This is a genomic window from Pedobacter sp. V48 (genome assembly GCF_000523515.1).
Classification (GTDB): domain Bacteria; phylum Bacteroidota; class Bacteroidia; order Sphingobacteriales; family Sphingobacteriaceae; genus Pedobacter.
This window is the reverse complement of record NZ_AWRU01000001.1, coordinates 12,765-39,419: the sequence shown is the minus strand read 5'-3', so window position 1 is coordinate 39,419 and position 26,655 is coordinate 12,765. Positions and strand designations below refer to the sequence as shown.

Genomic DNA, 26,655 nt, shown 5'->3' with positions numbered 1-26,655 from the left:
MKMMKAWTTTTCTTTGCCTTGTGCCTTGTTGGCTTATTCTCTGTTGGAGCTTTTGCACAGCAAACCAAGCTTGTTTATTTATCAGGAACTGATAAAGACCATACTGTTAAATGGGAATTCTTTTGTACCAAGGGAATGAATAGCGGTAAATGGACTGAAATACCTGTTCCATCTCAATGGGAACTACAGGGATTTGGTGGTTATAATTATGGCCATGACAAGAAAAAATCGGATGAGCAGGGGCTGTATCGCTATCATTTTAAAGCAGACAAATCCTGGGCTGATAAAGAGATTCAGCTGGTTTTTGAAGGAGTGATGACTGATGCTGAAGTTAAAATTAATGGCCAACTGGCAGGAGCCATACACCAGGGTAGTTTTTACCGTTTTAATTACCATGTAAATAACCTGCTAAAATTTGATGCTGATAATGTGCTGGAAGTAACCGTAAGTAAACAAAGTACTGATCCTACAGTAAATGATGCGGAAAGAGAAGGCGATTTTTGGGTATTTGGAGGTATTTTTCGCCCTGTTTACCTTAAGGTAATGCCTAAATCATTTATTAACCGTGTTGCAATTGATGCAAAGGCTGATGGAAATTTTGGAATAGACGTTTTTACTGGCAATATAAAGTCAGGCGATAAAGTATCAGTACAATTGAAAACATTAAAAGGAGCTTCATTCGGAACTCCCTTAACATATAGCATATCTAATCCTGCTGACTCTATAAGGCTTACCGGTAAGTTTAGCAATCCTAGCCTCTGGAACCCTGAATTCCCAAATCTTTATACTGCTGATGTGAGCATAGTAAGAAATGGGGCCATTGTTCATGTACTAAATCAACGCTTTGGATTCAGAACAGTAGAGGTGAGAAAGTCGGACGGTATTTATGTAAACGGAACTAAGATTTTAATAAAAGGGGTAGATCGTCACAGTTTCTGGCCGGAAAGTGGCAGAACACTAAGTAGAAAGATTCATCTTCAGGACATCATGCTCATGAAAGATATGAATATGAACGGTGTTCGTATGTCCCATTATCCGCCTGATGCAGAATTCTTAGACCTTTGTGATTCTATAGGGTTATTTGTTATTGATGAACTAACCGGTTGGCAACAACATTATGGTACTCAGGTTGGGCGAAAGTTGGTTAAAGAATTGATTGTTCGTGATGTGAACCACCCAAGTGTTGTGTTTTGGGCCAATGGAAATGAAGGAGGATTTAATTTCGAATTGGATAACGACTATGCATTTTATGATCCTCAAAAACGGGTGGTTATTCATCCCTGGAGTAATTTTAACAACATAGACACTAAACACTACCCTGAATACAGTTACATCGAAAATGCCGCTAAAAAACAAGATATACTGCTTCATACTGAAATGATCCATGGTCTTTATGACGGAGGACATGGAGCAAGTCTGGATGATAACTGGAAGCTCATTCGCCAAAATCCGAGGCATGCAGGAGGCTTTCTGTGGGCATTAACCGATGAAGGTGTGGTTAGAAAAGATAAAAAAGACAGCCTGGATACCGATGGAAACCATGGGGCGGATGGCATTGTTGGTCCTCACCGAGAAAAAGAGGGGAGTTTTTATACCATCAAAGAGGTTTGGAGTCCGGTACAGCCAAAAAAACCGGATTTCACTTCACAAAACATAGCTATTGAGCTAGAAAATAATTACTTGTATACCAATCTTTCTGATTGTAAGTTTAGCTGGCAATTGATTAAATATCCTTTGGCAACAGATAAAAAAAGTGGATTTACCCAAATTTCTTCGGGCAAATTACCAGTTGCATTGGCACCAGGTAAAACAGATAGTTTCAAACTAAACCTTTCTTCTAATTGGAAGGATGCAGATGCATTGCGGTTTACCGCTACAAATAGTCAGGGACGAGAAATTTATACCTGGATCTGGCCTATTAAAACTACTGCTCAAATTGCAAACAAGAATTTGATTTCTATAGTTAAACAAAAAAGTAAAATTACCGAATCAGAAAAAGAGAATGCATATGTCGTGGTACAAAATGGTGTAACTTATACTTTTGATACGAAGACGGGATATTTAAAAACTGTCGAAAATAGTAAAGGAGCAGTTTCCCTTGGTAATGGTCCTATATTGGCAGGTGTAAATCAGACACTTCAGAGCTTTAAACATACAAAAACGGCAGATGGTGGAATCATAGTAGAAAGTTCTTATGTCGGCGAATCAACCATGAATGCCAAATGGTTATTTGCTGCAGGAAAGCCTGTAAGTCTGGAGTACGATTATACACAAACAGGAACCGCAAACTTTTATGGAATCACTTTTAACATCGACGAATCTAAAATAAAAGGGATGCGATGGTTGGGTGACGGACCTTACAGAACCTGGAAAAACAGATTAAAAGGAGTGAGTACAAGCGTTTGGGAAAAGAGTTACAATAATACCATAACCGGTGAGACTTTTATTTACCCGGAATTTAAGGGCTATCATGCTAATCTGTATTGGGCAGAAATACAAGCAGGGAATTCTTCATTTAAGGTATATACAGATAAATCAGATTTGTTTTTGCAGATGCTGAAACCGGACAAGCAACGTACTTCGTTTATACCACATGTAAACCCTCCGTTTCCAGAAGGAAACCTTGGATTTTTAAATGCAATAGCTCCTATTGGGAATAAATTTAAGCAGGCAGATTCAATGGGACCTCAAAGTCAAAAAAACATAGCGGTGGGTTCAAAGGCATCAGGAAAGCTTTGGTTCGACTTCAATTAGGTCGTTTAGGTAAGTGTAGGAGTTTTTTAGTACATTCATCATGTTTTAGCTTACGTGCTTTATGTATAAACCTATAACTTTAAAAGATATCGCAATAGCACTGGACCTTTCACCTTCAACGGTTTCAAGGGCGCTAAGGGATACCTACGACATTAGTAAAAAGACCAAAAAACTGGTAAATGACTATGCTACGCTTGTAAATTATCAATCCAACCCAATGGCCGCTGGACTAAGGAGTAAAAAAAGTAAATCTATTGGCATAGTTGTTCCTGATTTAGCAAATAGTTTCTTTTCACAGGCAATATCAGGAATTGAATCAATAGCTGAAAAGGAAGGTTATCATACTATAATCTCGCAAACAAAAGATTCATATCATAAGGAAATCGAAGTGATTAACCATATGGCTAACCGCTATGTTGATGGCCTGATCATCACCATGTCTTCCGAAACAACTGAATATACACATCTACAGCAAATGCATAAAAGCGGTTTGCCTATTGTTTTCTTCGACAGAATTGTAGATGAAATAAATACTTATAAGGTAGTCTGCAATAATTTTGAAAGCTGCTATAAGGCTACCATGCAATTAATAGAAAATGGTAAAAAAAATATTGCTTTTCTAGCTAATGCACCACAATTGTCAATCACTAAGGAGCGGATAGGTGGATATAAAGCCGCAATGACAGATCAAATTATTTCATGTCATGCTGAGATGATCAAGTTCTGTCCTTCTGGAGGCAGCGACTATGAGGAAGTTGAATTGGCAATAAAACAATTGATGGCATTAGATGAGCGCCCCGATGCAATATTTGTGGCCGGAGACAGGCTGAGCATGGCTTGCCTAAGGGCTGTGAAAAATTTGGACATAAAAAGCGATGAACTGTCAATTATAGGTTTTTCGAATGTAGATATCATAGATTTACTTGAAACCCCAATTTCTCATATCAGACAACGAGCTTTTGAAATGGGGCAAATATCTATGACTATGCTTTTAAAAATAATTGAGGCTAAATATCCCATCAATGACTTTGATACCAAAGTCATTGATGCTGATATATTCTGGGTAGAGCATCTAAGTGTATGAAAAACAAACTTCAGTTAAAGTTCATGCTAATATTGGCATTGATGATTGGCATTGGCAAACAGACGAGGGCTCAAACCAGCAATATTTTAGCACCTAAAGTTTTACCGGGAAAGGGACTTAAGCAATTCGATTTTTTTTATGCCGGTGAAGCCAAATCCCGCAATATGTATATTGTGCGTGGTGGTAAAATAACATGGTCTTATATAGATACACTGGGAAGAGGCGAAATTAGCGATGCAGTATTAATGAAAAATGGGAATGTATTGTTTGCCCACCAATATGGCATTACTTTAATCAACTATAATAAAAAAGTGCTTTGGAAATATGATACGCCAGAAGGGTTCGAAACGCATACAGCTCAGCTAATTGGCAAAACACATGTTGTATTTGTTCAAAATGGTAATCCGGCTAAAGTTTTGGTGATGAATATCAGCAGTAACAAGATTGAAAAAGAGTTTAAGTTACCTTTTAAAAGTGGCACTCACGGTCAAATCAGACATGCCAGATTAACGAAAGAAGGAACCATTCTAGTTGCTCATATGGACTTGGGTAAGGTTTGCGAGTATGACAGCAATGGTAAGGAACTTTTATCACTCGAGGTTCCAAGTGTTTGGTCGGCCGTACAGTTAAAAAACGGTAATATACTGGTAACCAGTAATAATCGGTTTGTTCGGGAAATCACACGTAGTGGGAAGATCATCTGGGAATACATTTTAGATGAAATACCCGATTATAAGGTTTCATCACCGCAACTTGCAACACGTTTGCCAAATGGCAATACACTTATAAATAACTGGTTTAACCAATGGGATAGTAAGCTAGACCCTGAAAATGCGCCAGTCCAGGCTATCGAAGTCACGCCAGCTAAAAAAATTGTGTGGGCACTCCGCTCATGGACAGCACCTGTAAATCTGGGTCCATCAACTACCATTCAGTTACTTAACGATATCGGTTCACTAGAAAAGTTTCATTTTGGTGAAATAAGATAAAGATGTTTAAAATGAAAATGCCCCCATTCGCATGACTGGCGGCTTTTGTCTTCCTGTTTATAATATTGATGAAATCAAATTATAATGTTCCTAGTATTACAAGGTAATTTTGGGGGTACTTTATTTTTCAAACGGCTTAACAGATTGTACTAAAAAGAAAAAAAAGCTTTATATTTAATTTGGGCGGTCCCATTAATTGTTTAAAGATAATATCGCATAAACAAAAGCACATGCTATTAAAAAAATGTATTAAACTCTTTATCGTAGCGCTAGGTATAGGCAGCCTTGCCTATGCCCAAACGAATAAAAATGAACCAGTAGTTGCTGTTGATTTTTCAGCATCAATAGAACCAATGAAGCCATTGTGGGCCTGGTTTGGATATGATGAACCAAATTATACCTATATGAAGGATGGTAAGAAATTACTGACCGAAATTGCGGCAGCAAGTCCGGTACCGGTGTTCGTTAGGGCGCATAGTTTATTGGTAACCGGTGATGGTGTTGCGGCTTTAAAATGGGGCTCAACCAATGCCTATACCGAAGATGCTAGTGGAAATCCGGTTTATAACTGGTCTATCATCGACAGCATTTTTGATACCTATATAAAAAGAGGTATGAAACCCTTGGCACAGATTGGCTTTATGCCTGAGGCGCTATCGAGCAACCCTGTTCCTTATCAACATAACTGGAAACCAGGTGATAAATACAGTGATATTTTTACGGGCTGGGCATATCCTCCTAAGGATTACAAAAAATGGACAGAGCTTATTTATCAATGGGTAAAACATAGTGTTGAGCGCTACGGAAAAGAGGAAGTGCAAAGCTGGTATTGGGAACTTTGGAACGAACCAGATTCGCAATATTGGAGAGGAACACAGCAGGAGTTTTTTAAATTATATGATTATTCTGCCGATGCAGTTAAAAGAGCTTTGCCAACGGCAAGAATTGGAGGGACTGATATTACCGGGGGAGCGATGAAATTTCAGGATGCTTTTATAAAGCATTGTTTGTTCGAAACCAATTACGCAACTGGAAAAACAGGGTCGCCACTTGATATTCTCTTATTCCATGCCAAAGGATCGCCAAAATTGGAAAATGGAAGAGTGGTTATGGGAATCCGCAGTCAGCTTCGTAATATTAAAGATAATCTAAAGGTTATTGCGGCGTATCCGCAGTTAAAAGATCTTCCAATAGTGATTGGGGAGTCGGATCCGGAAGGATGTGCGGCTTGTGGTATGGCTACAGATCCTCAAAATGCGTATCGTAACGGAACCATGTATTCCAGTTATACTGCTGCATCTTTTGCCCGTAAATATGAATTGGCTCATCTGCTAAAATCTAACCTGATTGGAGCAGTTACCTGGGCTTTCGAATTTGAAAACCAACCGTGGTTCTATGGTTTCAGAGACCTGGCAACTAACGGAGTGGATAAACCGGTATTGAATGTGTTCAGGATGTTTGGAATGATGGGAGGGGATTTGGTAAAGGTTGATGCAAACAGGATGTATGCTTTAGACAGTATTTTAGCCTCAGGTATTCGTGGTGCCCACACAGATATTGGCGCATTGGCATCAAAAAATGCCAAATTTGCTGCAGTCATGGTTTGGAACTATCACGATGCTGACGAAAAGGGGAACGCTGAAAAAGTTATCATTCAGCTTAATGGATTACCTTCTAAAATAATTGAACTTAAACATTATCGCATTGATGATCAGCATAGCAATTCTTACGAAGTCTGGAAAAAAATGGGCTCTCCTGTAAGTCCGACAGCGGTTCAAATCAAGCAACTTGAAAAAGCGGGTCAACTATCAATGCTCGATAAACCTTCGATACTTAAAACTAAAAATGGAACTGCTAATTTAGAAATCCTGCTGCCAAGACAAGCTGTTTCCCTGCTGTATTTGTCTTTTAAGTAATTAAACCAAATTTTTATGGTAAAATAGTTGAATAAAATGCCAATATGAGCGTAAGCAGAGGGGCAGGAATGTACTATATTTGATCTGGATACTAATCAAATATAATTTTCTAGTTTCAATAAATTGTGTCGGGTATGGGCGTAATGTCCAATTGCACTTTAACCAATGTTATTATATAACCAATTAAACGATGAGGAGTTGGCTGATCTCTTGAAGAAAGGGGATCACCTGGCATATACTGTCATCTTTGACCGTTTTTATGGTTTATTATTTGTGCATGCCTGTAAGCTTCTAAATGACCATGATGAAGCAAAGGACGTGGTTCAGGAACTGTTTGAAATATTATGGACGCGTCGCGAAACCATTTCATTTAATCATAGTCTGTCATCTTATTTATACTCGGCCATCAGGAACCGTATTTTAAACCGTATTTCACATAATGAAGTAGAAAATAAATACATCAGTTCATTGCGTGGCTTTATAGATCGTGATACTTACTTTGCAGATCATAGAATTAGGGAAATTGAAATGAGAAAGATGATTGAACGGGAAATTTCGGCCTTACCATCTAAAATGAGAGAAGTGTTTGAATTGAGCAGGAGAGATTACCTTTCTTATAAACAGATTGCTGTTAGACTTCAGATATCTGAACAGACCGTGCGCATGCATGTAAAAAAAGCCTTGCGGATACTTAGACCCAAGTTTGATTTGTTTGCTTATCTTTTTTTTATTTTTTTATTAAAATAAGTACCCCATACCCCCCACCTTTCCTGTCATAATAGCATAAAGTATAAATACCAAATATATTGTATGCATAAGGATCCCGGAGAACTGTTAGAAAAATACAAGGCAGGTAATTGTTCTGAAGAAGAAAGAGCAATTGTTGAAAGCTGGTATCTGGAATTACATTCTGGAAAGGAGGCTCCTTCGCATCGAATGATTAGCAATACTAAAGACCAGGTATGGGCGGCATTGTCGGCCCAGAAGGATAAGGAATCTCAACCTGTTAAAATAAGAGTGCTCTTACGTAAAGTCGCCAGTTGGGCAGCTATAATCAGTATCATCGGTTTCATAGGATTTGTTTATTTAAATAAGCAGAAGAAAAGGTCTTCAATCGCTACGATCTCAAAAAAACAAGATATCTCTCCGGGAGGAAACAAAGCATTTTTAACACTTGCTGATGGTAAAAGGATTTCTTTAACCGATGCAGCTAATGGTGAGTTGGTTAAACAGCAGGGTTTGGTAATTAATAAAACTGCAGATGGTCAGCTGGTTTACACAGTAGCAGATTCTGACAACAAGGGCAAAAATGGAGCTCAGTTATTCAATACTATAGAAACCCCTAATGGAGGAAAGTATCAAATTAATCTGCCTGATGGTACCAGAGTTTGGTTAAATGCCGCTTCATTATTACGTTATCCAACTAAATTTATTGGAAGTACAAGAGTTGTGGAATTAACTGGAGAGGGCTATTTTGAAGTTGCCAAACTACCCGGTAAAATTCCATTTATTGTTAAAAGCGAAGGACAAGAAGTAGAGGTTCTGGGAACACATTTTAACATCAACAGCTATAAAGACGAAGGCCCGATAAAAACTACCCTTATAGAAGGTAGTGTTCGTGTAATTCGCTCAAGATCTAATATTAAGGCGGCTGATAACAATGTATTGTTAAAACCAGGTGAGCAGAGCGAGCTAAGTAATCAGAAGATAAATGTAAAAGAAGTAAATACGGAAAGTATTCTGGCCTGGAAAGACGGAGACTTTGTATTCGATGGCGATGATCTGAAAAGCATTATGAGAAAAGTAGCCAGATGGTACGATGTAGAAGTGATGTATAAAGGCGAGTTTGAGGATGTGAAATTTGGTGGCTTGATTTCGCGCTCAAAAAATATATCGTCAGTATTAGGGATTATGGAGTCGACTGGCAAAATACATTTTGTAATTGATGGCAATCGGATTACTGTATTGCGTGATAAAGAATAAACAAGCAAATATTTATAACTAACCAAAAAAATAAACAGCATGAGAAGAAGAATGACCACACAACTTATACCCTAATTTGAGGTAATAAAGCCTGGAACCAGTATTATTCTGAAACAACCAGGCTGAGCCGTAAAAACCGGAAGTGCTTCGAACCACTCCCGGTCAAAAAAGGCTGGGATTACCCTCCAATAGTTATTTTTTCGTTAAACCCCAACTAAACAAATGTATGAACTTTTACAAACAATCTGTATGTAAGCCGCGGAGCTTTGTACCTAAATTTCTGCTGATTATGAATTCTGCATTGCGCAGATTTAAAGAGACAGATCATAGTAAACTAATTATGAGAGTTAAGATTACTGCAATTTTACTAGTTACCCTCTTTTTGCAGATTGCCCAGGCAAGTAAGGCCCAACGTATTACCTTTTCAAAAAAGAATGCGAGTCTGCAACAGTTGTTTAAGGAAATCCGTAAACAGAGCGGATACGATTTCTTTTACAATCTGGAAGATATAAAGAAAGCAAAAAGGGTAGATATTTCAGTTAACAATGAAACGCTTGAAGAAGTATTGAAACGCTGTTTTGAGGGGCAGCCTTTTACTTATATGTTTAAGGACAAAACGGTGATCATTAAAGATAATGTGGCCAATGTTACACCCTCCAAAAGTACTTCGGTTCAAAAATTAGAACTTAAAGGAAAGGTTACTGACGAAAAGGGCGGGCCATTACCTGGTGTTAATGTAAAACTTAAAGGAAGCAATACTGGTACCATAACGGATAGTGATGGTAATTATGCGCTGACCTTACCTGATGGAACAGGAACACTTGTGTTTAGCTTTATTGGCTTTGCACAACAGGAAATTCCTGTAAATAACCGGACCTCTGTTAATGTGGTGTTAAAAGAAGAAAGCAGTGCGCTTTCTGAGATCGTGGTAGTAGGTTATGGTACACAAAAGAAAGTGAACCTGACCGGAGCCGTAAGTAACGTTACGGGAACCGAGTTAACCACTAGGCAAGCGCCAAACACTACCTCTTTATTACAGGGTAGAATGCCGGGTGTGCAGGTAACACAGAATTCTGGCCAACCGGGAGCAGAAAGTGCAACTATACAAATCCGTGGTCAGGGTACTTTTAGTGGTGCCGGAAACGATCCGCTTATCCTGATAGATGGCGTAGAGGGTAATTTAAATAATGTAAACCCAAATCAGATAGAAAGTATCTCTGTGTTAAAAGATGCCGCTTCGGCAGCAATTTATGGTTCCAGAGCGGCAAATGGGGTGGTTCTAGTAACTACTAAAGCTGGTAAAGCTGGAAGATTAAATGTTGACTATAGCTATAATTATGGCAGTCAGCGCGCCACTTCTATCTATGATAGGATTACCAATTCTGTTGAGTTTATGGAGTTACTCAATAAGGCAATTGCACATACAGGTACCAGTGCCAACCAAATCTATACGCCCGACCAGATTGAACAATATCGCCAGGGTGCCATTACAAATCCTGCACAATACCCAAGTTACGACTGGATGGATGCGATTTTCCGTACAGCTCCAATGCAACAGCATTATGTGAGTGTTAACGGTGGTAAAGAAGGAACAACATATAACTTTGGGGCTGGCTATCTTGATCAGGATGGTATCCTTATTGCAACCGGTTATAAAAGATATGACGCCCAGTTTAACTTTAAAACAAGTCTGAACAACAAGGTTACTTTTGGAACCAACATTGCCTTTTCTAAAGGGGACAGGAACGAGACAGCACTGAATAATAACTTTGATGGAAATTCGACAGAAGACCAGATTTTAAGTGCTTTAGCTGCTCACCCTACATTTACACCAAAACTTCCGGATGGAAGTGGAAGATATGCTGCTAAAGCCTTTATTCAGGAAGGTGGAAATAAGAATCCGGTGGCTACAGCAGAAAATGGAGGAAGGTATATAAAGAACTATTATACACTGGCATCTGCATTTCTTGATGTAGATATTCTTCCTGGATTAAAAGGAGAGATTAAAGGTGCAGTAAAATATAATGACAGGCAAACTAAGGTACATGTTGTTGGTATACCAGGATACATGTTCCTGCCGGATGCAAGCGGACAATACCTGTATAATACGCAATGGAACGGAACCGTAGGTGAAAATAATCTGACTGTTCGTAATGAAAAGGATGTTCAGTATACTGTATTCGGAACATTAAATTATACCAAAACTTTTAATGAAGTACATAACTTCTCTGCGTTATTGGGAGGAAGTCAGGAAACTTTTCGCTACGATCGTTTACAGGGCTTTAAAAGAAATGCCCCTTCTGATGATTTGATCGAACTTGGGTCTTATTCTCCGGGAGGACAACTGGCCGATGGTTATGCATACCAATGGGCACTACAATCACTATTTGGAAGGGTCAATTACAATTACAAGGAGAAGTATTTGCTGGAAGGAAACTTCCGTTATGATGGTTCTTCACGTTTTCCGAAAGGAAACAAATGGGGGTTTTTCCCATCTGCTTCTGCCGGATGGAGAATTTCGCAGGAAGACTTCATGAAATCTATTGATTGGGTAGATAACCTTAAAGCCCGGGTATCATGGGGACAGGTTGGGAACCAAAATGTTAACCGTAATCTCGGAGGCGAATCAATGCCTTATCCGTATCAGGATGTGCTAAACCCTGTTTTGTACAACATAGGTGGGTCTTTACAGCAAGGTGTAACCCGAACGGATCTGATTAATAAAAATATCACCTGGGAAACAACTACGGTAACCGACGTAGGTCTTGATTTCAGTTTGTTTAAATCATCTTTATTTGGAAGTGTAGACTGGTATTCTAAAAATACAACGGATATTTTGAGGCCGCTTCAGGTTCCTGATTTTATAGGCGTTGCTGGTCCAACAGTAAATCTTGGCGAAATGAATAACACTGGTTTCGAGGTCTCGCTGGGATATGAAAACAAGATCAACGACTTTCATTACAAAGTGCAGGGAAACTTTGAGACCTACAAAAATAAGGTAGTGAAATATGGTGCGCGTGAGATTAATGGTGGCAATGGAACGATCAATCAGGAAGGGCTACCTTATAATTCATATTTTATGTATGTATTTGATGGTATCTATCAAAATCAGGCTGAAATTGACAATGGACCCACTCCACTTGTTAAACCTAAACCAGGTGACATGAAATACAAAGATGTAAGTGGGCCAAATGGTGTTCCTGATGGCAAAATTACTACAGATGACCGAATGGTGGTTGGAGGTGCTTTTCCTAAATTTAATTACGGGTTAAGCTTTAATGCCGACTATAAAAACTTTGATCTTAGTTTCTTCTTCCAGGGAGTTCAGGGCCGTAAGATTTATGTTAAAGAATGGGGAATTGCGCCATTCAGACAAGCGGGCCCGCCACCTACGTTCTGGAGAAATGCCTGGGATGGAGAAGGTACATCAAATACCATCCCTCATATTTTTAATGAAAATTATACGCCTAATACCCAGGTTTCGGACTGGTGGTTGCAGGATGCTTCTTATTTGAGGCTAAAGAATTTTCAGCTGGGTTATAGCTTCCCGGCTAAGCTGATTAACAGAGCTAAAATTCAGGCACTAAGATTATATGTGTCTGGAGACAACCTGCTAACATTTAGCGACTTTTTTAAAGGGAGCGATCCTGAGCGGGCAGCGGCTAGTGGCCGGGCAGCAATTTATCCTCAGGCTAAAATTTATTCATTCGGTGTGAAAGTAACACTATAATCGTTGATGTTATGAAGACTATATATATAAAAACAATGCTTCTGATAATGTTGAGCACAATGGTGTTTTCATGTAAGAAGACTTTAGATACAGACCCGCTTTCTAATCCTAATTCTGAAAATTTTTGGAAAACCGAAGGAGAGGCCAATAAGGCCCTTATAGCTTGCTATTATAAGCTTAAAGAACCAATTATTTCCAATGGCGCAGGGCAAAGCGGTAATTCCCTTTATTGGGAAGCGCTGTCTGACAATGCTTCCAACACCTCTAATTATGAAGCATTTGATATCGTAATGAGGGGGGAGCATAACTCTGCTACAACTGGTATTGTGAGTAAATCCTTTACTTTTGGTTTCCAGGGAATTGCTTATTGTAATTATTTTCTGGACAATATAGATCGTGTTGCTGTAATTACAGATGCTGTACGTAACAAGATGAAAGGGGAGGCTTTGTTTCTAAGGGCTTTTTACTATAATGATCTTACCCAGCTTTATGGAGATTTGCCACTTATTTTGAAACCAGCTACATTGGATGGTAATTTTATGAAAACGCCGAGATCTCCTAAAGCAGAAATAGTTGCGCAGATTCTCAAAGATCTTGATTTGGCCATTTCTTACTTGCCAGCTACCGCATTTGGTGATGGCCGTGCGGTGAAAGGTTCTGCAATAGCCCTTAAAACCAGGGTACTGTTAAACAATGAACGATATGGTGAAGCAGCTGATGCAGCCTGGACATTAATTGGCGACGCTGGTAATCCATTTCGGCTTTCTGATAATTATGCCGGCATATTTTTTGGTAATCAAATCAATAATAAAGAGATCATGTTCTCTGTGCAATTTAAAGCCCCGGATGACTATCACTCTTTGGATCAGGTTATTGGCGGGCGTATGTCGGTATTTCCAACTGTAGAACTGAAGAATGCTTATGAGCCAAATGATCCGCGCAGAAAGATGACGATTTTTGAAGCCGGTGATCCTTGGGCATACAATCCGGGAGGTTTTAAACAAGCCGGGAGTACGGCCGAAGGACAAATTCCTTATACTACCATGGCCTTTAAAAAATGGGTAAATCCTGCTATCAATAATGCATCTGGTGCTACATTGAGTGATCAGCATATGGTTAAAATCCGCTATGCCGATCTGTTGCTGATGTATGCTGAAGCCATGTTTGAAAATGGACAAGGTGCTGACCCACGTGCTTTAAAGGCATTGAATGATGTAAGGGCAAGACCTGGAGTTAATATGCCGGCAAAGCTTGTACTGACAAGGGAGATCATTAGAAATGAGAGAAGAGTAGAACTTGCTTTTGAGGGTTTACGATACAATGACCTGATCAGATGGAAAATAGCAGACCAGGTTATCCCTCTGGTGGCTTATGATGCTAAAGGAACAAAAAGAAAGTTTAAATCTTATCTTTTCCCTATCCCTTTGGGTCAAATGGATATTATGAAAGGTGTGTGGACACAGAATCCCAACTTTTAGGTTGTGCGTAAGTTGTGGGCCATATTTCTGATCCTGTTCTGTTTTACTCAAAAAAGTAAGGCACAGGAAATATATGCAGGACAGTATAAAGCTGTTTTTACAACCGCGCCTAAAAAGGTGCCAACGTCAAAAACCCCAGATGGTCCTTTGGCAGGAAATGGAGATATTGGGCTTACCATCGGTGGCAGCCCTGATAAATTGTTGTTCTACTTAGGTAAAAATGATTTCTGGCGGGCATATCCGGTTTATCCCGGAGGAGGTATTGCTTTGCCAGGATGGTTAGAAGTTCATATTAGCGCCCTTAAGGGCGCTAATTATTATGCAGAACAAATACAGGACAAGGCCTTAATAGTGGGTAAGTTTACAAAAGATAGTCTTACAGTCATACTTAATTCCTTGGTATCGGCTACAACCAACACGGTGATTGTGGAATTTACAGCAAATAAAGCCTGTACAATGAACCTTGCCTTAAAAGCCACTGAAGGAAATACATCAGTAAACACAAAAGGTATTGATGGAGATGTGATTTGGGTAACCCGTTCTTTCGAAAGCACCCCATTATTGGAATGGCCTTCGCAGGTCGCTATCGCGCTAAAAGTACTAGGCGGAAAAGTTGAGAAAGATGGGACGCTTAACTTGAAACCTAATCAGAAACTAACTCTATCTGTTACAATGTATACCAATCATGATGAGAAAGACGGTTGGAAGGAAAGGACCGTCAAAGAGGCACGGTCTGCAACACCAAATACTGTGGCCGAAATGAAAAAGGAGCATGAGGGTTGGTGGAAGGACTTTTGGAACCGCTCAAACGTTCAAATTGGCGACTCTATAATTGAGAAGTATTATTATGCTTCGCAATATCTGTTCGCGTCTACTTCGAGAGGCGATAAGTTCGCTCCTGGTATCTGGGGGCCATTTATAACCAGGGATTCATCATCATGGGGAGGAGATTATCATTTAAATTATAACTACCAGGCCCCTTATTGGGCTGCATATTCGTCCAATTACATTGATCAGACTGCTAATTTTGATCAGCCCTTATTGGATTATATGGAGAAGGGAAAACAACATGCCAAAGAATTACTCCACATTAAAGGAATTTATTATCCAGTAGGAATAGGCCCTAAGGGATTGGTTACTACCCGCTGGCCGCTTACTCCGGATGAAATGGAAAAAAGATATGCGACAAGGGAGAATACTATTGATGGGGGATATAAGTTTTTAGGCCAAAAGATCAATGCTGTTTTTAGTGTAGGTAATATGCTGATGCGTTTTTACAGCACTTATGATACGGCTTATGCCCGGAAAATCTATCCTTACATGCTGGAGTGTGCTAATTTTTGGGAAGATTATTTGAAGTTTGAGAATGGGCGCTATGTGATTTATATGGATCATTATGGAGAGGTGATGCCAAATCTTAAAAATAAAGGGAAATGGCGCGATCAATTGGGCGATTTTAATTCGACACTTTCTGTTGGCCTCGTGAAAATGTTATTTAAAGGAATAATTGATGTGAGTCGTTTTTTAAAAGTTGACACCAAAAGGGTGGGCAAATGGCAGCACATTGTAAAAAATATAAGTGATTTTACTGTGGGTGAGGTAAATGGTAAGCTAAGTTTAAAAGAAGTTGAAAAGAGCCCTTCGATCAGGCATAGTCGTATTACTGGTTTGGCAAGGGTTTCTATACATGGGCTTATACTGCCAGGTGGAGTATGCGGACCTAAAACAGATTCCGCTTTTAACCAGATCCTGCTTAGTGATGTAGGCCGCTGGAAGGAAAGAATGCAAGCTCCCGGAGAATGGGCAAACACATTGGGCAATGGAATTGAAACCTGCTTTCCTGCTGCGGTAAGGGTTGGATATGATTCTGATGAAATCATTAAACAACTGAAAGACCGGATAGCACGGCAGTCGCTTCCAAATCTGTGGATTACCGCCGAAGGTGGAGGAACAGAAACCCTTGCCGCAGTTCCGCTGACCATAAATGAAATGATGATGCAGAGCTATGAACAGGTGATCAGAATATTTCCAAGCTGGAACAAGGCTAAAGATGCAAGTTTTGAGCAATTGCGGGCCTATGGTGCTTTCTTAGTCAGCAGCCACTTGAAAAATGGCAAAATTGAATATGTTAAACTACTAAGCGAAGCAGGCAGACCATGCACGATAGATAACCCGTGGTCAGGAAAAAAGGTGCAGTTAACCAGGAACGGGCAGAAGGCAGAAGTGCTAGCTGGTAAAACATTTACGTTTGATACAAAAAGAGGCGAGCAACTAGAGCTAACAATAATATGAAATCATGAAATCAATAAGAATGGCCATCCTACTATGTATCATTAGTATAGCTTGTTTTGCGCAGAAGAAGATACAAATCTTGGTCATTACCGGAGGACATGGTTTTAAGCAAGGACCGTTTTATCATATGTTTGATTCATTAGGTAATATTAGTTATGATAAACTGGAACAACCTGCAGCCAATGAGCTGATCTCCTCGCCGGCTGTTGATAAGTATGATGCCCTCGTTTTTTACGATATGTACAATTCCATTACTCCAGTACAGAAACAGGCTTATATCCAATTGTTGAAGAAGGGAAAGGCAATGATATTTTTGCATCATTCTTTGGTGTCTTACCAGGATTGGGATGAGTTTCAGAAGATCATTGGAGGTAAATATTATGAACAGGCAGCAGTTGTAAAAGGGAATACCATAACATCAAGCTATCAGCATGATGTTATTATCCCGGTGAAAATTGAAGACCATAAGCATCCTGTTACCAGAGGACTTAAAGATTTTGAGATTTACGATGAAGTATATGGAAATTTTGGTACTCAGCCAAGCATCAGACCATTGCTTAGTACTACCCACCCCGGGAGTTCTCATTACATCGCATGGACTAATACCTATGGGCGAACAGATGTATTGTTCATCCAGTTAGGACATGGGCCAGAAGCCTTCGGAAATCCCAATTACAGAAAGTTGTTACTGCAAGGTATTGAATGGTCGGTATTGCGGCATAGAAAAAAATCCTGAAGTGAAAACTATTTAGCCTATTAATGGTTTATAAATTACATTAGAGGATAGCAAATTATGGACCCGTTTAATATTATTATCACCAGCCATGGGGAAAAGGTTGATTTAAACATACACCCCCAGGAAGCAGGCAGTTATAAGGTGGTTTGCCATGGCGGACTGGTAGGAGAAATATTTATGGGTAAATCGGGGAGCTGGGAGGCTGTTTCGGCCGACGATCTGGATTTCGGTGGCTACCCCATTTATGAATACGATGAAACATCCGGGCATGCTGATCTGCTGCTTGACGAACAGGTAGTGCAAGATATTGGCCAGCAGATCAGCGATATTGAGGGGCTCAGTTAACAACCGTTATTTCTGTTCATTTGCCCAATCTTTAAATTGAGTAATTGATTTGCTCAGTACGCCAGCGGAGCCTTTAAATTTACCAGAACCGCTGGGTACGCCACCTTTGCCATACCACTCATAGAAACCATGGTTTTTGATAACAAGGTCAATCATAGGGCGAACTTCTTCATAAGCTTCTTTTACAAATCCGTTAGCAATCAGTTGCTGGATCATTCTTCCTCCAAACCAGGTCCAGTCTCCTCCATTTTGATAAATGTATGGTCTTGACATGCCTCCACGGAACAGGCCGTCGGGATAAGTAGGGTATATGGTGAGGCCAATACTTGGCATACCCGAAAGCTTTACGTTTTCAACCATTTGTTTATTAACGATTGCAATTTCATCTTTTGATAGCAACCCTGCCTCAATAGCAACAGCAGTTCCTCCGTGATAGTGAATATCATTTTCGTCAAAACCAGCAGGGATAGGAGATTTTCCAGGATAAACATGAGGAATGAATTTCTTCCTTTTTTCATCCCACAGGTATTTTATCACGTTTGCTTTAACTGATTTCTGTAAATTTTTCCATTGGGCGATCTGGTTTTTATCAGTGGTCATTTCCTGAAGATAGTTGAGGGCAATAATTAGCATTGCATTGTCGTACACATCTATTGCTTCATTAGATAGATTGTTCCAGTCGCAGCCAAAATCATCGTTAGGCTGTACATCGCCCCAATCAGCGGTCATTGCTCCATAAAGCAAGCCATAGCTCTTGTTGTATTTTTCCTTAAGTAAATACTTGATCATGCGTTCCATTCTGGTTAATACGGTTACGCCGGCTATTTGTTCGCTTAAAATACTGGTGTCTCCGGTTTTCTTAACGTATTTGCCTACAAGCTGAATCAATGAGGTTTCCTGATCTGTTTCGACGGTGTTTTTGAAGCCCACATGCTTAGGATCATTATCAGAATAGTAAGGAGTGTCATCATTCCAGGTGAAATCTTTTTTCAAAACATAACCATCTACCATCTCGTCATTTTTTTGCTGAAGCGCAAAGAAGACTAGAATGGCTCCTTTAACCTCTTCTTTGGATGTCTCTTCCAGAGCCGTTTCAATAAAGGTATTCATATCGCGTGCCCAGATCTGCGAGTAACCGCTGCCTGCGTTAAATCCTTCTTTTATGGCAGTTCTGGCCATGCTGTCTACTAATTGCATGGAAGTATCTGCCAGGATAGCTTTTGCAAGTTGATGCTCTTCGCTTTGCTTAGTGGATGAGCAGGAGCAAATAAGAAAGGCAAGGACCAATAGATATGCCGAATAAATCTTCATGAGTTTGTGGTTTTAATGTATGTACATACGAAGATAGTAAAAAAGTAATGATTCATTTGATTCGGTCGATTATTTGAGTTTCAATAGTTTTTTTGTATTTTTACGTGAAGGTTTTGAAAAATATCTGTATATATGTATATACAATATAAATGACCTTAAACCAAATAGTGTAAAGTATTATGATGGATTTTTTTCAAGCAATTTATGATTGGGTTATCGGTTTCTTTGGTATCGGAAATTTTATCAAGATCGTTAATTCTGGCGATTACAGCTCTTTTTTGACTTATGACGGGTTTACCTCTATTATAGGTCCTCTTTTTCCGATAGTTTTGGTAATAGAGATATTAACTGCTTTAATATTAAGGAAGTTCAAAGCCATTGATTATAAGATATCTTTCTTCTCATACGTTTTTAATGCTTTTGTGGGTCGATTTATTTCCATAGCTGCAATTGTTTTTTGTATAGGTCTTTTTGAGAAGTACGCCATCTTTAAAACAAGTTTTACCTGGTATTGGTTTATTTATGGCTATATAGTCTGGGAATTCGGGCATTTTATTTATCATTATTTTGGCCATAAAGTTCGCTTGTTCTGGTGCCTGCATTCTACTCATCATGCACCACAGGCTATGAATCTTTCTGTATCCTATGCACACTTTTTCCTGGAAGGTCCCTATGCGGACGTGATCAGAACCACAGTATGTATTTTGTTGGGCGTTAACCCGCCGATGCTGTTCGTAATTATGTTTATTGATGGGTTTTACGGTGGTTTTATACATATAGGTGAACAACTGATGAAGGATGGTAAACTAGGCTTTTTGTATAAGTACATTTTGACTCCTTCGCACCATAGGGTGCACCATGCTAAAAATCCCCTATATATGGATACAAATTTTTGTAACCTGCTGAATATCTGGGATCGTGTTTTTGGTACTTATCAGCCTGAGGAAAAGAATCTTTCAATCGAATATGGGATCACCAGAGAGATGAAGCCTAATAGTTTTTTGGATAGCTATTTTGGGGAGTTCGCCTGTTTGATAAAGGATGTTTACAGGGCGCCAGGCATTAAAAATAAATTCCTATACATTTTTATGCCCCCGGGATGGAGCCATACAGGCGATCATAAGACGGCAAGTAAAGCCAGAAATGAGTTTAAAGAAATCCAGCGCCAACCTATACAGGATGAATTAGCGTCTGACTTTAGCACGGATTCAAGGCAAATAGTGATTCAGGAATAAGAAAATAGCTTAGCTCTTTTGTTTGTTTTTCCAGTTGTCGAATCTTTTTCTCAGGGCCTTTACTGCATTTGTTGTATCGTCTGACTGATTTACAATAAGATTAATATATGGGTGCTTAAGATCTTTATCTGGTTTAGCTACGGTTAGAAATGCGCTCAATGCTTTTCTGTCTCCACAGCGCTTATCACCTCCATATTCTGCACCTGCTTCGAGAGCAAGCATTAGGACATCCTGGATGTTGAGCGATTTTTTCTGAGCATTGATCACAGCTCGTAATATTTTGTTCAGCATCTCTTTATTGGCTAATGTGTTCCCTTGTATAGATACTCCTTTTGAAGTTAAAGTTCCTTTGTCGGGTGTTGTTTCCAATCCGGTATAAGTTTGAGGCTTTTCTAAGTTACTTAAGCACACAACTGCGTATTGCTGATTTTCAGGATCGAATTCGGGATCTTTAATCGCCTTGAGGATCTCTTCGGGTGATGCATCTGCCAGAACCATCTGAAGTCCTTTATCGCGGGCGGCTTTATTGCTCATTGCCTGAACTACTACCGCACCTTTGCCGGGGATAATTCCGCCAATCCCATATACACTGTAAGTACAGGAGGCGCCTGCAATACCTACTTCTTTTGTTTTTGGGTCTATTACGATTATTGACCAGGTTGCTTTAGCACTACTGGTTAATATAACCATTAGAGCGAGTGTTAGCAGGAACTGCGGTAGTTTTTTCATTGAAGCTGTTTTGGAATTAAATGAGTTTATATTAAATTAAAAATAGCAATTTCAGCCCTTGCTCCAAATCTTGCTGATAAAATACTTGTTCCAATGCCTTTGGAAACATACATTTTAGGAACATTATGATTATACCATCCTTTAACATATTTTCCGCTCCCAGGGGGCAAAAATGGAGCATAACCAAATAAATTTATCTGTCCTCCATGGGTATGCCCGGAAAGGATAAAATCAATATTCCTGTCTTTATCCGTTTGAGTTGAAATATAGTCGCTGTACTGAGGGCAATGATTCAGAACAATATGGTGGTCGCTTTTTTTATAGTCTTTTATTGCAGTGTTATAATCAGCCTTGCCTCCAATAAAGTCATCTACACCTGTTATTGAAATGGACTTATTCTTGAATGAATACTGTATTGTTTGATTAATTAGCAGGATGCAATTATTGTCTGCGTAAATTCTATTTAATTCATCTAAATCAATATTACCCCAATATTCCCAATTACCTAAAATGGCAACCTTTTTTATTTGCTTGTCAATTAGTTTTAAAAACTCATTGAGTAGAGGAGTGTTTTTCGATTTATCGATCGCATCGCCAGTAATTAAGATCAGCTCAGGTTGTAACTTGTTAAGCTCATTTGCCAGATACTTTAACTGATAATTTACAGATTGAAGGTGTAAATCTGAGATTTGAACAACTTTGATATTGGTTGTTTCTTTAGTTGCATTACCAATGTAAAATTCATTAGTTTCAATAAAAAACTTCTCGATCCAAAACATATCTGCCAGAACGGCTCCGAATGTAGTTAGGAGGCCTGCCCTTATAAATTTTCGTCTGGTTAGTTTCATTGTCAATTTTAAGTATAAAGGGCCTGTATTCAAAGAAAAGATTTTTTCGGCTTTTACACGATGGGATTATACTATCTTTATCATCAACGTATATGTATTCATGAAAGTCGCTTCACTACCTGAAAATGAATCTGCCAGGCTATCGGCCCTTGCTTCCTACCAGCTTATGGATAGTGAACAGGAGCAGGAATACGATGACCTTGCTATGCTGGCCGCAGAGATTTGTCAGACACCGGTTGCTTTGATTACCTTAATTGGAGCGCAGCGTCAATGGTTTAAATCCAGATATGGTACTGAATTAACAGAAAATCACCGCGATTATACTTTTTGTAGTCATGCAATAATAGATGATCAGGAAATCATGATCGTCAGCGATGCTACTGAAGATTCTCGTTTTTTTGATAACCCGATGGTAACCCAGCATAAAGTGGTTTTCTACGCAGGTGTTCCTCTGGTAAATCCTGATGGGTATGCACTTGGGAGTATCTGTGTTATCGGTAATGAAAAGAAACAGCTCAATGACAGCCAGATAAGGGCATTAAAAATTCTGGGGCGACAGGCGCTTCAATTGATCGAGCTGCGTAAGAAAGTATACGAATATGAAGAAGTGAATAAAGCGCTGGAGGAGTCCAATCGTTTGGTTCGAAAATTTGCTGAGCGCGTAGCCCATGATATCAAAAATCCATTGGGTAATATCATGCTTACGGCGCAAGCTTTAAGAAGTAAAGCAGAGAAGGCGGGGCATGATGGTTATTATCGTTTTATTGACATCTCGCTAAATTCAGCAAAGAAATTAGTGGACTATGTTAATGAATTGCTCAGGGACACAAAAAATTCTACAGGGGTAGGAGAAGTGAAGAAAGTTTTTTCCCTTACCCATTTACTGGAAGAAGTAACCAGTATGCTTACTATACCGGAAAATTGTAAACTCCAACTTCCGTTGGACGCCGAAATTTGTTCTTCCAGGATTGCGTTGGAGCAGATATTGCTGAATCTATTAAGTAATGCCATAAGATATAACGATAAAATTCTTCCTGAGATTAAAATACAGTTTGAACAAACTGCAGAAGGATATAATTTCGTAGTACGCGACAATGGCATTGGTATGTCGGCAGAGGTTCTTAACAATATTTTTGAACACGGCTATTGTTCCGGCGTTTTCGATCGCTTCAGTAATATCGGAAATGGTATTGGGCTTGGTACGGTGAAATCGCAGGTAGAAAGATTACATGGAAGTATTGAGGTAGAATCTACAATGGGTGTAGGGTCTACCTTTTTCCTTTACTTGCCTAAGTGATCCAATCATTCCTGTCTTAATTGGCGTTTATGGGTTATTGTGATATTTACGCTTAAACATCCAAATTATGTATGAGTGAAAAAACAGAAGGTTTTTTCATGTAAAAACTTTAATCAATCTGTAAAATTTAATAACCAAAACGGTCGTCCTCTGGAAGAGATCACTTGAATAGCATGGGGCAAGAGATCTCTCTCTTCTTTCGAGATAACGGCCACATAGCTGTCGACGATCGCGCGACTGTTATTTCGCGTTTAGCAATTTCTGTAAAATCAATTGGCCTTCCTCCCAAAATCCTAGCTTCGAGTCGGAATTAATATGGCCTTTCTCACCGATGTTTATGAATTCACTGCCCCACTTTTCTGCAAAATATTGGGCTCTGTTTAAACTTAGGTAAGGATCATTAAGGCTTGCCACTACTATTGATGGAAATGCGAGGTTTGTTGTTGGCATTGGTGCAAAACCTCTTACAACATCGGGCGTGTGTTCGGGAGAATCAACATCAGCAGGAGCTACAAGCAATGCTCCTTTAATCCTAGAATTATCATATCTGGCCGCCCAATGAAGCACTAGTGAAACTGCAAGACTGTGGGCAACTAAAATAACCGGATAATCTAATTTTTCTACAGCCTCATTTAGTTTTTCTAACCATTTGTCTAATTCAGGTTCATCCCAGTTTTCCTGCTNWWKCMTTRTNGCMKTNRTCMWSKMTYYYCSAYYAANANANSCYTTGCMRRWGRTYYWMTMMKGWWCCGCCTAGTCCAGGTATAATCACAATTTTTGCTTCCATTTTTCTAAATGCAATTGTTTTATTCTAGTAGGGCATCGCAATAGATTTTAGCGCCTAATATTGCGCACAATTTAATAAACTGTAATGAACTTTATTCAGTCATTTTAAAAATGATATTTGCTAAATTACAAGGGTATTAATAATTGTCGGGCATGTTACAAAACAGAGTTGATCCATTTGGCAACATTATTAAATCTCCTGCAAGGGGTATATTAATGGGAAATAGAGGATTACTGCACAATGAAAAGCAGGAAATTCGACGTTCTTTTAAACTCACAGCGTGGATAACCTGCGTACTGGAATTTAAAGGTAGAAAGCGGCCGGTGATGGCTCCGGGCCAATATACTGAATTGTTTTTTCTGGATGAAGCCACCTCATTTGCTGCTGGTCACAGACCATGCTTTGAGTGTAGGAGAGMTGMKKYSAKTGNTWKSARARCNGWKKYSRKTRMWWKSAAAWCNNGWWTWKGGTNNWKKAAMKCYWRAAYANYRRTWWWARCGMTARAWCANYAWTMWWMRCSANRGAWMRKATTSWKCMMSATANMCWWMWASSKWMCWTWKMTRSAWYATYCSRWTSCANMTWCMMKAMGGNNCACAWTTATTATCTTTAAAGATGAACCTTATTTAATATGGAATGGAATGATGTATCTATGGTCGGTAGAAGGGTATGGGGCAGCAAAGTTGTTGTCGAAAGAAAAGTTGTCTGTATTAACTCCAAAGTCTGTGGTCAAGGCTTTTAGAGCCGGATTCCTTCCTTCATTTATAGTATAAAAAGAATATGAAATTTACCATAGGAATAGTAATCTGTTCATTACTGTCTTTGATCCAATCTGTGGGCATATGCCAGAATTCTAAACAGCATTCATTCGCCGCCAATTATAAACTGATAGCCCATCGTGGTGGTGTAGTGGATAGCCTTTCTGCAGAGAATAGTCTTTTAGCGTTAGAAAAGGCAGTAAAGAGAGGTTACTGGATGGTAGAAGTAGACTTAAGGTTAACCAGGGATGGAGTATTAATCACAAATCACGATAAGAATTTAAAACGATCTTTTGGTGTAGATGCGGATGTTTCGTCCATGACCTGGGAACAGATCAGTAAACTTAGGGATACCAAAGGCAACAAAATATTAAAATTTGAGGAGGTGCTTAATTACTGCGAAGATAAACTGCAGGTTATGATTGATAATAAGATAGATGGAAACGATACCGTACTATTTGCAAAAGTGATAGATATGCTTAAAAAGCACCATTTATATGAGAATGTTTTAATGATTGGTACAGATGAATCCACTGATTTTTTTACTGGAAAGATAAAGCTCAGCTGTACCCGAAAACAGCTTGAAGAAAACATGCTTAAAGCCAATTACCTTTCATCTAACTATTTTCTTTTCTCTGATAGTATTTCAAAATCAGATGTTGAATGGGCTGGTAAGCACAATGTTTTAGCCGTAGGTGTAATTAACTCCTGGGCGCTAAAATCGTCTGACGTTATGGGCAAGGCCAAAGAACAGGCTGATAAATTAAAATCAACAGGGCTGCTCTATTTTCAAATTGATTCCGTATTCGATCATTTATTTAGCTTTTAAAAAAATAAGATGAAAAAATTACTAATTCCTGGACTTATAATGGCCCTCTTGGTGTCTGCATATACGATTAAGCAGGACAGAAAAGAAACAGTAACATTCACAAAAGAGAAATTACGTGATAAAATAAAAGGGGGCTGGGCAGGCCAAACTATTGGGGTGAGCTTTGGAAGTTATACAGAGTTCAGACACAATGGTACTTTTATACAAGATTATCAGGTAATCCCATGGGGAGAAGGATATGTTAAAAAACTGATGTTGGAATGGCCGGATTTATATGATGATATTTATATGGACCTTACTTTTGTAGAAGTATTGGAAAGAGCGGGTTTTGATGCTCCTGTTGATTCATTTGCAAATGCCTTTGCCAATGCTTCATATAATTTATGGCATGCAAACCAGGCCGCCCGTTATAATATTCTTAATGGAATAAAAGCACCACAAAGCGGACATTGGCTAAATAACCCACATGCTGACGATATTGACTATCAGATAGAGGCAGATTTTGCGGGATTAATGCATCCGGGAATGCCAAATTCTGCAAGCAATTTAAGTGATAAAGTTGGCCATATTATGAATTATGGTGATGGATGGTATGGCGGGGTTTATGTCGGTGCAATGTACAGTTTAGCCTTTTTATCTGATGATGTGAACTACGTAGTGAATGAAGCCCTGAAGACCATACCAAAAGAAAGTGATTTTTATAAGTGTATTGCCGATGTAATCAAATGGCATAAAAAATACCCAAATGACTGGAAGCAGACCTGGTATGAGGTTCAGAAGAAATGGTCAGAAGAATCAGGATGTCCTGAGGGTATATTCAGTCCGTTTGACATTGATGCAAAAGTTAATTCTGCCTATGTGGTAATGGGGCTGCTTTACGGAAAAGGAGACTATACAAGGACTTTAGAAATAGCTACGCGTTCCGGACAGGATTCTGACTGTAATCCATCTACCGTTGGAGGGATTTTGGGAACAATACTAGGTTACAGTAAAATTCCTGATTACTGGAAAAAAGGATTGAATGGTAGTGAGGATCTGAACTTTAAATACACAAATATGTCTTTAAATAAAGTGTATGAAACAAGTTATCAGCATGCACTGAAAGCAATTGTTGCCAACAACGGTAAAGTAGGTGATGCGGAGGTAATTATTAAGGTGCAAAAACCAGCGGTAGTAAGTTTAGAGAAAGGTTTTGAGGGAATTTATCCTGTAGCAAAAGAGCCACTTAACCGCAATATTGATGGTGCTTATGAGTTTGACTTTGAAGGAACGGGATTTGTTTTGCGTGGCAATGCCGGAAAAAATGATCAGAATTTGGATGATTATGAACTTAAAGCCAAAGTACATGTTGACGGTCAGATCATCGAAACTGCTTATTTACCGACCGCTTACAGAACCAGGAGACACGAAATTTGCTGGCGCTATCAGTTACCCAATGGCAAGCATCATATAAAAGTTGAGGTTTTGAATCCTAAAAAGGGGTACTATTTAAGGGCGTGGGATTACATAATCTATAGTGATAAAGCCATTGAGGGGATGATGGCTCATAACTAGGAT

The 26,655-nt window shown here is 39.1% G+C and carries 18 protein-coding genes and 1 pseudogene; 15 read left to right on the top strand and 4 right to left on the bottom strand.

What is annotated here, in order from left to right; genetic code table 11:
- The first annotated feature begins 18 nt into the window (after positions 1-18).
- From N824_RS00185 to N824_RS00135, 11 genes are all read left to right on the top strand, one after another.
- Positions 19-2,754, top strand: coding sequence for a glycoside hydrolase family 2 (locus tag N824_RS00185; RefSeq protein WP_048903128.1), 2,736 nt, complete (start codon positions 19-21; stop codon positions 2,752-2,754).
- Between the two features lie 61 nt (positions 2,755-2,815).
- On the top strand, positions 2,816-3,838 hold the full coding sequence (locus N824_RS00180) for a LacI family DNA-binding transcriptional regulator (RefSeq protein ID WP_048903127.1): 1,023 nt from the start codon (positions 2,816-2,818) through the stop codon (positions 3,836-3,838).
- The gene (locus N824_RS00175) at positions 3,835-4,827 is read left to right on the top strand and encodes a hypothetical protein (protein WP_048903126.1); all 993 of its coding nucleotides are present in this window, start codon (positions 3,835-3,837) and stop codon (positions 4,825-4,827) included. The genes N824_RS00180 and N824_RS00175 overlap by 4 nt, the downstream gene beginning before the upstream one ends.
- Positions 4,828-5,057: 230 nt before the next feature.
- The gene (locus N824_RS00170) at positions 5,058-6,743 is read left to right on the top strand and encodes a beta-xylosidase (protein WP_048903125.1); all 1,686 of its coding nucleotides are present in this window, start codon (positions 5,058-5,060) and stop codon (positions 6,741-6,743) included.
- 165 nt (positions 6,744-6,908) lie between these two features.
- Complete coding sequence (locus N824_RS00165; protein ID WP_048903124.1) at positions 6,909-7,490, top strand: RNA polymerase sigma-70 factor; 582 nt, start codon at positions 6,909-6,911, stop codon at positions 7,488-7,490.
- 63 nt (positions 7,491-7,553) lie between these two features.
- Complete coding sequence (locus N824_RS00160) at positions 7,554-8,726, top strand: FecR family protein (RefSeq protein ID WP_048903123.1); 1,173 nt, start codon at positions 7,554-7,556, stop codon at positions 8,724-8,726.
- A 226-nt stretch (positions 8,727-8,952) separates the two neighbouring features.
- Positions 8,953-12,456 (top strand): TonB-dependent receptor, encoded by a 3,504-nt coding sequence (locus N824_RS00155; RefSeq protein ID WP_235206943.1) that lies wholly within the window; start codon positions 8,953-8,955, stop codon positions 12,454-12,456.
- A gap of 11 nt (positions 12,457-12,467) precedes the next feature.
- Positions 12,468-13,934, top strand: a complete 1,467-nt coding sequence (locus N824_RS00150; RefSeq protein WP_048903122.1) for a RagB/SusD family nutrient uptake outer membrane protein — start codon at positions 12,468-12,470, stop codon at positions 13,932-13,934.
- Between the two features lie 3 nt (positions 13,935-13,937).
- Positions 13,938-16,226: a glycoside hydrolase family 95-like protein gene (locus N824_RS00145; RefSeq protein ID WP_052334020.1), complete on the top strand. Its 2,289-nt coding sequence runs from the start codon at positions 13,938-13,940 to the stop codon at positions 16,224-16,226.
- Between the two features lie 4 nt (positions 16,227-16,230).
- Entirely contained in the window at positions 16,231-16,962 is a 732-nt protein-coding gene (locus N824_RS00140; RefSeq protein WP_048903121.1) for a ThuA domain-containing protein, read from the top strand.
- A 57-nt stretch (positions 16,963-17,019) separates the two neighbouring features.
- Positions 17,020-17,307 (top strand): hypothetical protein, encoded by a 288-nt coding sequence (locus N824_RS00135; protein WP_048903120.1) that lies wholly within the window; start codon positions 17,020-17,022, stop codon positions 17,305-17,307.
- A 6-nt stretch (positions 17,308-17,313) separates the two neighbouring features.
- Here N824_RS00135 and N824_RS00130 read toward each other — a convergent pair whose 3' ends face one another.
- Positions 17,314-18,618, bottom strand: a complete 1,305-nt coding sequence (locus N824_RS00130; RefSeq protein WP_048903119.1) for a GH36-type glycosyl hydrolase domain-containing protein — start codon at positions 18,616-18,618, stop codon at positions 17,314-17,316.
- 179 nt (positions 18,619-18,797) lie between these two features.
- Here N824_RS00130 and N824_RS00125 point away from each other — a divergent pair, with 179 nt between their 5' ends.
- Positions 18,798-19,853 (top strand): sterol desaturase family protein, encoded by a 1,056-nt coding sequence (locus N824_RS00125; RefSeq protein ID WP_200869778.1) that lies wholly within the window; start codon positions 18,798-18,800, stop codon positions 19,851-19,853.
- 9 nt (positions 19,854-19,862) lie between these two features.
- Here N824_RS00125 and N824_RS00120 read toward each other — a convergent pair whose 3' ends face one another.
- Entirely contained in the window at positions 19,863-20,582 is a 720-nt protein-coding gene (locus N824_RS00120; protein WP_048903118.1) for a DUF1028 domain-containing protein, read from the bottom strand.
- 26 nt (positions 20,583-20,608) lie between these two features.
- Positions 20,609-21,430, bottom strand: a complete 822-nt coding sequence (locus N824_RS00115) for a metallophosphoesterase (protein ID WP_048903117.1) — start codon at positions 21,428-21,430, stop codon at positions 20,609-20,611.
- A 100-nt stretch (positions 21,431-21,530) separates the two neighbouring features.
- Between N824_RS00115 and N824_RS00110 the strand changes: the two genes are divergently transcribed.
- Positions 21,531-22,727 carry a GAF domain-containing sensor histidine kinase gene (locus tag N824_RS00110; RefSeq protein ID WP_048903116.1) on the top strand — a complete coding sequence of 399 codons (1,197 nt, stop codon included), beginning with the start codon at positions 21,531-21,533 and terminating at the stop codon, positions 22,725-22,727.
- A gap of 240 nt (positions 22,728-22,967) precedes the next feature.
- On the opposite strand, the pseudogene N824_RS00105 reads toward N824_RS00110, so the two are convergent.
- Positions 22,968-23,405: pseudogene (locus tag N824_RS00105) on the bottom strand (RBBP9/YdeN family alpha/beta hydrolase); the annotation flags it as partial.
- Between the two features lie 886 nt (positions 23,406-24,291).
- On the opposite strand from N824_RS00105, the gene N824_RS00095 reads away from it, so the two are divergent.
- Complete coding sequence (locus N824_RS00095; RefSeq protein WP_048903115.1) at positions 24,292-25,098, top strand: glycerophosphodiester phosphodiesterase family protein; 807 nt, start codon at positions 24,292-24,294, stop codon at positions 25,096-25,098.
- Positions 25,099-25,107: 9 nt separating this feature from the next.
- On the top strand, positions 25,108-26,652 hold the full coding sequence (locus N824_RS00090) for an ADP-ribosylglycohydrolase family protein (protein ID WP_048903114.1): 1,545 nt from the start codon (positions 25,108-25,110) through the stop codon (positions 26,650-26,652).
- The last annotated feature ends 3 nt before the right edge of the window (positions 26,653-26,655 follow it).

Excerpts from the sequence above, each read along its gene's own strand:
- N824_RS00130 (WP_048903119.1), bottom strand. The coding sequence starts at position 18,618 with ATGAAGATTTATTCGGCATATCTATTGGTCCTTGCCTTTCTTATTTGC.
- N824_RS00140 (WP_048903121.1), top strand. The coding sequence starts at position 16,231 with ATGAAATCAATAAGAATGGCCATCCTACTATGTATCATTAGTATAGCT.
- N824_RS00095 (WP_048903115.1), top strand. The coding sequence starts at position 24,292 with ATGAAATTTACCATAGGAATAGTAATCTGTTCATTACTGTCTTTGATC.
- N824_RS00115 (WP_048903117.1), bottom strand. The coding sequence starts at position 21,430 with ATGAAACTAACCAGACGAAAATTTATAAGGGCAGGCCTCCTAACTACA.
- N824_RS00175 (WP_048903126.1), top strand. The coding sequence starts at position 3,835 with ATGAAAAACAAACTTCAGTTAAAGTTCATGCTAATATTGGCATTGATG.
- N824_RS00170 (WP_048903125.1), top strand. The coding sequence starts at position 5,058 with ATGCTATTAAAAAAATGTATTAAACTCTTTATCGTAGCGCTAGGTATA.
- N824_RS00125 (WP_200869778.1), top strand. The coding sequence starts at position 18,798 with ATGATGGATTTTTTTCAAGCAATTTATGATTGGGTTATCGGTTTCTTT.
- N824_RS00180 (WP_048903127.1), top strand. The coding sequence starts at position 2,816 with ATGTATAAACCTATAACTTTAAAAGATATCGCAATAGCACTGGACCTT.
- N824_RS00165 (WP_048903124.1), top strand. The coding sequence starts at position 6,909 with ATGTTATTATATAACCAATTAAACGATGAGGAGTTGGCTGATCTCTTG.
- N824_RS00155 (WP_235206943.1), top strand. The coding sequence starts at position 8,953 with ATGAACTTTTACAAACAATCTGTATGTAAGCCGCGGAGCTTTGTACCT.
- N824_RS00135 (WP_048903120.1), top strand. The coding sequence starts at position 17,020 with ATGGACCCGTTTAATATTATTATCACCAGCCATGGGGAAAAGGTTGAT.
- N824_RS00160 (WP_048903123.1), top strand. The coding sequence starts at position 7,554 with ATGCATAAGGATCCCGGAGAACTGTTAGAAAAATACAAGGCAGGTAAT.
- N824_RS00090 (WP_048903114.1), top strand. The coding sequence starts at position 25,108 with ATGAAAAAATTACTAATTCCTGGACTTATAATGGCCCTCTTGGTGTCT.
- N824_RS00110 (WP_048903116.1), top strand. The coding sequence starts at position 21,531 with ATGAAAGTCGCTTCACTACCTGAAAATGAATCTGCCAGGCTATCGGCC.
- N824_RS00120 (WP_048903118.1), bottom strand. The coding sequence starts at position 20,582 with ATGAAAAAACTACCGCAGTTCCTGCTAACACTCGCTCTAATGGTTATA.
- N824_RS00150 (WP_048903122.1), top strand. The coding sequence starts at position 12,468 with ATGAAGACTATATATATAAAAACAATGCTTCTGATAATGTTGAGCACA.